The sequence below is a fragment of the Pseudolysinimonas sp. genome (assembly GCF_031389465.1).
GTDB lineage: Bacteria > Actinomycetota > Actinomycetes > Actinomycetales > Microbacteriaceae > Pseudolysinimonas_A.
Genome location: NZ_JANMSQ010000038.1, coordinates 1 through 2104, shown reverse-complemented (window position 1 = coordinate 2104; position 2104 = coordinate 1). Strand labels below are relative to the sequence as shown.

The following is a 2104-nucleotide window of genomic DNA, read 5'->3' as shown; positions in this document are numbered from 1 at the left end:
AGGATGCTTTCCGTCTCGTGCGTCAGCAGGCTCGCGTCGAAGGCATCTCGGGTCACCCCCGAGTCGGCTGCGTTACGCGCGACGGCGTTCGTTCGGGCGTGCGCGTACTGCACGTAGAAGACGGGATTGTCGTTGGAGCGTCGCTGCAGAATCTCGGGGTCGAGCGTGAGCGGAGAGTCCGCGGGTGAGCGGGCAAGCGAGTACCGCAGCGCGTCGGTTCCGAGCCACGACTGGAGGTCATCCAGTTCGATGATGTTCCCCGCGCGCTTTGAGAGCCGTGCGCCGTTGATGCTCACCAGCTGGCCGATCAACACCTCGATGTCGCGGTCGGGGTCGTCGCCCGCGGCACCGGCGAGCGCCTTCAACCGGTGCACGTAGCCGTGATGGTCGGCGCCGAGTAGGTAGATCTTGTGTCCGAACCCGCGGTCGCCCTTGCTCAGGTAGTAGGCGGCATCGGCTGCGAAGTAGGTATAGACGCCATTGCCGCGCCTGATGACCCGGTCTTTGTCATCGCCGAAGTCGGTCGTGTGCACCCAGACCGCGTCGTCGGAGTCGTAGACGTGGCCTTGCTCGCGCAGCCGGTCGACGGCTCCGTCGATGAGCGAACGGCCCGCCGCATCCTCGGCATGCAGGGTGCGTTCGCTGAACCATACGTCGAAGTGGACGTTGAACTGCGCCAGCGAACTCTTGATGTCAGCCAACTGATACTCGTAGGCCAAGTCGCGCACAACCGCGATGGCATCCTCGGGACGCATGTCGACGATCCCCGGGTCAGCTTCGAGCACGCGGGCGGCGAGGTCGGTGATGTAGGCGCCCGTGTAGCCGTTCTCGGGGGTGGGTTCGCCATGCAGTGCGGCGAGCACCGAGGCGCCGAAGTTGTCCATCTGAGTGCCGGCATCGTTGATGTAGAACTCGCTGACGAGGGTCGCGCCCGATGCCTTGAGCACCCGCGCGATCGCATCGCCGAGCGCTGCCCAGCGGGTGTGCCCGATGTGCAGCGGTCCGGTGGGGTTCGCTGACACGAACTCGAGGTTGATGGTTTGGCCCGCGAGCGCATCGCTCGTGCCGTAGCGCTCCCCCTGCTCGACGATGCTCTTCGCGAGCGCTCCGGCGGCAGCAGCGTCGAGGGTGATGTTGAGAAAGCCGGGGCCAGCAACTTCAGCGGCGGCGATCCCGTCGGTCGCCGCGAGCGCCGTCGCCAGTTCGGTGGCGAACGCCCGAGGGTCGAGCCCGAGACGTTTGCCCAGCTTCATCGCGACGTTCGACGCCCAGTCGCCATGATCGCGGTTGCGCGGGCGCTCGAGGGTGACGTCATCCGCCGCGATCTCGCCCGCACGTTCGCCAGCTGCCGAGCGGGTCAGCTCGAGCAATGTGGCGGAAAGTTCGGCGGGGGTCACAACGCTCGATCGTAGCCGGGTGAAGATGGAGACATGCCCGCCGCATCCTCTCCCCTGATTCGGCGCGTGACCGTGTCGTTCGCCACTGTCGCCACCCTGCTCGCGTTCACCGGATGCGTCGACGCCCCCTCGCAACCGGTGCTGCCCGGTGAATCGGCGACACCGATCCCGACAGCGACCGCTGGGCCGGATTCTGAGCCGACCGCCGCGCCGGAGACGCTCGACGTCGCGTGCGGGGAACTCGTCGATCCCGACACGATGTACGCCTTCGACCCCAACTACGCCTTACTCGACGCCTGGGATCCGGAGTCGGGCTCCGCCGCCGCCGACGCGCTCGACGCGGGCGGGGTCGCGTGCCAGTGGGTGCGCGAGTCCGGCGGCGGAACGATCGACCTCTCCGTCGCCGCGTTCACCGAGGCTCAGCTCGAGGAGCTGAAGAACGAAGCCTTCTCCGAAAGCCAGATGGTGCCGACCTACGGCGAAGAGGCGTACTTCGAGGTCGAGGGTGGCGTGGGAACGGCAATCGTGTTCCAGGGTCGGTACTGGCTCGTCGTCTCGTCGGAGGCGTTCTTCGAGCCAGGTGAACCGACGGGGATCATCGAGTCGGCTCTCGGCGCACTCGCCGCGCTATAACTGCGGCGAGTTTCGCTGCTCACCCGAGAACCACGACGTCCGAAAGGTCGTCGGCGACGACATCCTCACCGCTC

The 2104-nt window shown here is 66.8% G+C and carries 2 protein-coding genes; one reads left to right on the top strand and one right to left on the bottom strand.

Annotated elements, in window-relative coordinates:
• The coding region (gene argS / locus RMO30_RS01585; protein WP_397427870.1) for an arginine--tRNA ligase at nt 1-1397 on the bottom strand (1397 nt) is incomplete at its 3' end.
• A gap of 33 nt (nt 1398-1430) precedes the next feature.
• Here argS and RMO30_RS01580 point away from each other — a divergent pair.
• Complete coding sequence (locus tag RMO30_RS01580) at nt 1431-2030, top strand: hypothetical protein (RefSeq protein WP_309708600.1); 600 nt, start codon at nt 1431-1433, stop codon at nt 2028-2030.
• The last annotated feature ends 74 nt before the right edge of the window (nt 2031-2104 follow it).

Bases quoted from the DNA above. Each gene is read 5' to 3' on its own strand.
- RMO30_RS01580 (WP_309708600.1), top strand. From the start codon at position 1,431: ATGCCCGCCGCATCCTCTCCCCTGATTCGGCGCGTGACCGTGTCGTTC.